Here is a 5,564-nt window from a genome sequence, read left to right as displayed (position 1 = left end):
CGCAGCAACTACCAGGATCGCGCCGTCCATCTGAGCAGCACCGGTGATCATGTTTTTCACGTAGTCGGCGTGCCCTGGGCAGTCAACGTGCGCGTAGTGGCGAGTCGGGGTGTCATACTCAACGTGAGAGGTGTTGATGGTGATACCACGAGCTTTTTCTTCTGGTGCGTTATCGATCTGGTCGAAAGCACGTGCAGAACCGCCGTAGGTTTTAGCCAGTACGGTAGTGATCGCTGCAGTCAGGGTAGTTTTACCGTGGTCAACGTGGCCGATAGTACCGACGTTAACGTGCGGTTTTGTACGTTCAAACTTTTCTTTAGACATCGATTGTCCCTCTAAGACACGGATAAATCGGTGGTATCACCACATCAACCAAGCATTTGCTCGTTGAATCCAGAACAGAAAGAAAATCAGGGGGCGAGAAATTAAGAAGTGGTGCTGATAGGCAGATTCGAACTGCCGACCTCACCCTTACCAAGGGTGCGCTCTACCAACTGAGCTATATCAGCACATCTTGGAGCGGGCAGTGGGAATCGAACCCACATCATCAGCTTGGAAGGCTGAGGTAATAGCCATTATACGATGCCCGCATCCTGGAACTCGGCTACCTGATTTTTCTGTAGAATTTTGGGGATAGAGCAGGATTGTTCATCACTCGGCTCGTATCCTTCGGGCCGGCTGCGCCTCGCGCTGCACAACTCGAACCTTGCCGAAGGCTTTCGCCCTCTCCTCCCGCCATCAACCGTTGCGGTGTTTATCGCATCTCAGTTAATCGCCGAAGGCAAGATTTGGTGGTGGGGGAAGGATTCGAACCTTCGAAGTCTGTGACGGCAGATTTACAGTCTGCTCCCTTTGGCCGCTCGGGAACCCCACCAGATTTTAACTACTTGTGACTTGAATGGTGCCGGCTACCGGAATCGAACTGGTGACCTACTGATTACAAGTCAGTTGCTCTACCTACTGAGCTAAGCCGGCATCAAGTGCAGCGCATTCTAGGTAGAGCGGGCGACCTATGCAACAAAAAAATTGCTTTACGCGCACTTTCGCTCATAAATCAGTCAATTTTGCATGCTGTCATGCAATTCGCAGCCTGTGGCGTGCAAACATTCATCACTTGCGGCAATCATTCTCTACAATTTTATCCACTTTTTGCAAGCTTTGAACGCCCCTTTCTCCGTGTCGGGCTTCTCAAAACACGTAACCCACGGCGGTAAACCGTGAGCGGGATCGATGCACCAAAAAGAGGATGGCTGCCCTGGTTCGTGGCGTGAACTACACTTATTCCTTGCTCTTTCGCCGTGGCTATGCCTTTTATCGCTCTGGCGCAGTTATTGCTTATCTTCATTACCCCCATATCTGGAGGAATGACCGATGAAAATAGTGCCTATCAACGCCGCTACGCTCCCGATTTATCGCGATGAATTGGCTCGCCTGTTGACCGATGCGGTCACCCACGGCGCTTCAGTGGGCTACGACACCTTAATCCCGCATGAAGACGCCGAGAGTTACTTCCACAGCCTGCGTCCGGCCTTGGCCAAGGGTGAGCTGCTATTGTGGATTGCCCGCGACGAACGCGGCGTCGTTGGCACCGTTCAACTCGAGCTCTGCCAGAAACCGAATGGCCGTAATCGTGCGGAGGTAGTGAAACTGCTGGTTCATAGCCGCGCTCGCCGCAACGGCGTAGGCCTGGCGCTAATGAAGACGTTGGAGCAAGCAGCACTGCAACAGCAGCGCGGGCTACTGTATCTGGATACACAGGCCGGTTCGGCGGCAGAAGCACTTTATCGCAGTCTGGGCTATCGCTGCCTGGGTGAAATGCCTGACTATGCGGCCGGACCCGATGGCTATTACCACTCAACCGTCATTTATTACAAACGTCTGTTCACCGTGACCCCGTCTTCACGCGCTATCGCCAGCTAACCTTCAGGCGGTATCCTGACTCCATGATACCGCCTTGCAACCCCGCTTTATCAACTGCGCGCCGCTTCGCACAATTGACATAAACTGCTGCCTATCGACAACTTTTGCGAAAAAAGTCTACGCCAAAAACGAAGCTGTCTATAATATGCAGCTTGTTTATTCTCTGGAGTTGGCGTCCGGCGCCTTTCCCAACCTGCGTTAACAGGCAGAATTTGGCTTATGATAAAAAGAGATCAATCTTTAGCAACGCCTTACCTACAGTTCGATCGTACCCAGTGGGCTGCGTTGCGAGATTCGGTGCCGCTGACGTTGTCGGAAGAAGAGATCGTTAAACTGAAAGGGATTAACGAAGATCTCTCGTTGGAAGAAGTTGCGCAGATTTATCTGCCGCTGTCACGACTGTTGAACTTCTATATCAGTTCCAACCTGCGCCGGCAGGCGGTACTGGAACAATTCCTCGGCACCGACGGGCAAAAGATTCCCTATGTCATCGGCATCGCCGGCAGCGTAGCCGTCGGCAAGAGCACGACCGCACGTCTGTTGCAGGCGCTGCTGAGCCGCTGGCCGGAACACCGCAGCGTTGAGCTGATCACGACCGACGGCTTCTTGCATCCAAACAAGGTGCTGAACGAACGCGGTTTGATGAAGAAAAAAGGCTTCCCGCAGTCTTACGATATGCATAGCCTGGTGAAGTTCGTGTCGGAAGTGAAATCCGGCGCCAAACGTGTCACCGCCCCGGTTTATTCCCATTTGATCTATGACGTTGTGCCCGAAGGTAATAAAGTCATCGAACAGCCGGACATTCTTATCCTGGAAGGGCTTAACGTATTGCAAAGCGGTATGGATTATCCTCACGATCCGCATCGCGTATTCGTTTCCGACTTCGTCGACTTCTCTATATATGTCGATGCGCCGGAGACGCTATTGCAAAGCTGGTATATCAACCGTTTCCTGAAATTCCGTCAGGGCGCATTTTCCAATCCTGATTCTTATTTCCATAATTATTCAAAATTGCCGGAACCGGAGGCGATTAATATCGCCACGCAATTATGGAATGAAATCAATGGATTGAATTTGCAGCAGAACATACTGCCTACCCGCGAACGCGCGAGCCTGATTATGACCAAAAGCGCCAACCATGCCGTTGAAAGCGTGCGTTTAAGAAAATAAGCCTACCGAACGATCAAGGGGACGCTGCCGTCCCCTTGTCTTTTCTCACTATTCCGCGCTGCGCAGCGATATCTCTCCGCCGATAAAGGGTTTGATTTCCCCTTCTTGTTCCAGCAGGAGTGCACCTTGCGCGTCGATACCCCGGGCGATACCCACAATCTGTCGCTCGCCAATCAGCAGTTTGACCGGTCTGTCGATAAAATTATCCAGCGTGCGCCAACGGCCAATGAATGGCGCCAGCCCATCTATCTCGAATTGTTTTAATGACTGCCGCAATTCATTAAGCAGAGTGGCGGTCAGCTCATTACGATCGATGTTAATACCGGCTTCTTGCAGGTTGATCCAACCTTGATTGATCCCACTCGCATTGGTATCCCGCATCGCCAAATTAATGCCGGCGCCGATGACCAACTGAGCCGCATCGCCGGTTTTCCCCGTCAACTCGACCAAGATCCCTGCCAATTTACGATCGTTCAGGTAAAGATCGTTGGGCCATTTGACTCGCACATCTTTAGCGCCAAGACGCTGCAAGACCTCCGCCATCACCATGCCGATCACCAGGCTCAGCCCCATCGCCGCAGCCGGCCCCTGTTCCAATCGCCAAAACATCGACAGGTATAAATTGGCGCCAAACGGCGAAATCCACTGACGCCCACGACGACCGCGGCCGGCCAGTTGGTACTCAGCGATGCAGGCGTCGCCAGATTGCAGCGTTTCGATACGATCCAGCAAATATTGATTGGTAGAGTCTACGACCGGCAGCACGGTAACTCGCTTGTCGTCCAGCCCTCTAAGAATGCGTTCCGCCTCCAATAGCTGCATGGGAGCAGGCAAGCTGTATCCTTTCCCCGGTACAGTAAAGACATCCAGCCCCCACTCGCGAACGGTTTGAATATGCTTATTGATCGCGGCGCGGCTCATGCCCAATGACTCACCGAGCTGTTCCCCGGAATGGAATTCACCGTCGGCCAATAGCGCGATCAGTTTTAACGGGACCTTGGTATCTCTCATGACAGCACCACCACAGCGTTCAATTCGCCAGTTGCGCCAATGAAACGCACCTCAGGTTCCAGCCATACGCCAAATTTATCGGCCACAGTCTTACGGACATGGCGCGCCAGAGCCACCACATCCTGACTATGCGCATTATCGATATTCACCAGCACCAGCGCCTGCTGGCGGTGTACGGCTGCGCCACCGATGCGATACCCCTTCAGTTCGCACTGATCGATCAGCCAGCCAGCGGCCAGCTTCACCTGACCATCCTGCTGCGGATAATGCGGCATTCCGGGATATTGTGTGATGAGTTCTGCGGCTTTCCCCGCGTTCACCAGCGGATTCTTGAAGAAACTGCCGGCATTACCGGTTTCGCGCGGGTCTGGCAGCTTGCTGCGGCGCATGGAACATACGGATTCGAATACCTGAAGTGGCGTCACCGTGGCGGGATCCAGCTTGGCCAGATCGCCATAGCTCAACTTGGGTTGCCACTGCTTGCCCAGACGCAGACCCAGCCCGACAATGGCATGCCCAGTTTGGAAGCGATGTTTGAAAATGCTTTCCCGATAGCCGAAACCACAATCGGCTGCCGGAATGCGATCGATGGCACCCGTAGAGAAGTCCAGCAGGTCGACATACTCACAGACATCTTTCAATTCGACGCCATAGGCACCGATATTCTGGATAGGCGCGGAGCCGGCCAATCCAGGAATCAACGCCAGGTTCTCCAACCCGCAGATCCCGGCCTGCAGCGTATATTGCACCAGATCGTGCCAATTCTCACCGGCGCTGACATGGAGATACCAGGCATCGTTATCCTCTCGAACATCGATGCCCTTTAGTTGGTTAACCATGACCGTACCCGAAAAGTCTTCCAGGAACAGTACGTTGCTACCTTCACCGAGAATCAGCAGTGGCTCCTGACGCTTGCGCGTTTGTTGCCAGACTTTGAGCATCAACTCAATTCTATCGGCGATGACCAGGTGCGCTGCGTTGACCGGGAGCGCAAAAGTATTGTGGTTTTTTAAAGACGCGCTTTCAGTAGACATAACGTTCAGTACCCATGCGGAAATAATCTTTTGCTTAGTCTACTCGATTCGAAGCGTCTGGCTAATATTTGTTTTAATTAACGTGAAATTTATCGAGTAATGCACTGAAGAATTAGGATTTATCTTTGATATAACAGGATAATTCTTATCAACATGTTCATAAATAGGCATTTTTATTATTTAAATAATAATCTGAATCTATCAATTATATATTGAGCTGGTTATTCTCCTGCTCAAAAGCATTATACGTGCTTATGTAAATAAGCAACGTCCGCTGAAATAGGTATTTTTCTAAGCAATAGATACGATCAGGGGATTTATTTTACGCATAGCAAAAAGCCCTGAACGTCAGTTCAGGGCTTTCGGCTTTGTTTGATGCCTGGCAGTGTCCTACTCTCGCATGGGGAGACCCCACACTACCATCGGCGC

General features: G+C 51.9%; 5 protein-coding genes, 4 tRNA genes and 1 other RNA gene. 2 read left to right on the top strand and 8 right to left on the bottom strand.

All coding sequences use genetic code 11. The features are described 5' to 3' along the window. From ITX55_RS23820 to ITX55_RS23795, 6 genes are all read right to left on the bottom strand, one after another. A partial coding sequence (locus ITX55_RS23820; RefSeq protein WP_032641063.1) for a GTP-binding protein occupies positions 1-324 on the bottom strand: 324 nt, incomplete at its 3' end. A 109-nt stretch (positions 325-433) separates the two neighbouring features. Then, positions 434-509 (bottom strand) — tRNA-Thr (locus ITX55_RS23815). 6 nt (positions 510-515) lie between these two features. Continuing rightward, positions 516-590 (bottom strand) — tRNA-Gly (locus tag ITX55_RS23810). 37 nt (positions 591-627) lie between these two features. Beyond that, a non-coding RNA gene (locus ITX55_RS23805) (RtT sRNA) lies at positions 628-743 on the bottom strand. A gap of 46 nt (positions 744-789) precedes the next feature. Beyond that, positions 790-874 (bottom strand) — tRNA-Tyr (locus ITX55_RS23800). 25 nt (positions 875-899) lie between these two features. Beyond that, positions 900-975, bottom strand: a tRNA-Thr gene (locus tag ITX55_RS23795). Between the two features lie 396 nt (positions 976-1,371). Here ITX55_RS23795 and ITX55_RS23790 point away from each other — a divergent pair. After that, positions 1,372-1,920, top strand: a complete 549-nt coding sequence (locus ITX55_RS23790; protein WP_033644356.1) for a GNAT family N-acetyltransferase — start codon at positions 1,372-1,374, stop codon at positions 1,918-1,920. Between the two features lie 219 nt (positions 1,921-2,139). Next, positions 2,140-3,090 (top strand): type I pantothenate kinase, encoded by a 951-nt coding sequence (gene coaA, locus ITX55_RS23785; RefSeq protein WP_025304936.1) that lies wholly within the window; start codon positions 2,140-2,142, stop codon positions 3,088-3,090. 48 nt (positions 3,091-3,138) lie between these two features. On the opposite strand, the gene birA is transcribed toward coaA, so the two are convergent. Then, complete coding sequence (gene birA, locus ITX55_RS23780; protein WP_033644354.1) at positions 3,139-4,101, bottom strand: bifunctional biotin--[acetyl-CoA-carboxylase] ligase/biotin operon repressor BirA; 963 nt, start codon at positions 4,099-4,101, stop codon at positions 3,139-3,141. Beyond that, the gene (gene murB / locus ITX55_RS23775; RefSeq protein WP_089192346.1) at positions 4,098-5,135 is read right to left on the bottom strand and encodes a UDP-N-acetylmuramate dehydrogenase; all 1,038 of its coding nucleotides are present in this window, start codon (positions 5,133-5,135) and stop codon (positions 4,098-4,100) included. The genes birA and murB overlap by 4 nt, the downstream gene beginning before the upstream one ends. Positions 5,136-5,564 lie beyond the last annotated feature (429 nt).

Origin of the sequence: Serratia sp. EWG9, from assembly GCF_019913725.1 — a bacterium.
Classification (GTDB): domain Bacteria; phylum Pseudomonadota; class Gammaproteobacteria; order Enterobacterales; family Enterobacteriaceae; genus Serratia; species Serratia ureilytica.
The sequence above is the reverse complement of the archived record's forward strand: the minus strand, read 5'-3'. Positions and strand labels throughout refer to the sequence as shown.

Coding starts and splice junctions, on each gene's coding strand:
- ITX55_RS23790 (WP_033644356.1), top strand. CDS start 1,372: ATGAAAATAGTGCCTATCAACGCCGCTACGCTCCCGATTTATCGCGAT.
- coaA (WP_025304936.1), top strand. CDS start 2,140: ATGATAAAAAGAGATCAATCTTTAGCAACGCCTTACCTACAGTTCGAT.
- birA (WP_033644354.1), bottom strand. CDS start 4,101: ATGAGAGATACCAAGGTCCCGTTAAAACTGATCGCGCTATTGGCCGAC.
- murB (WP_089192346.1), bottom strand. CDS start 5,135: ATGTCTACTGAAAGCGCGTCTTTAAAAAACCACAATACTTTTGCGCTC.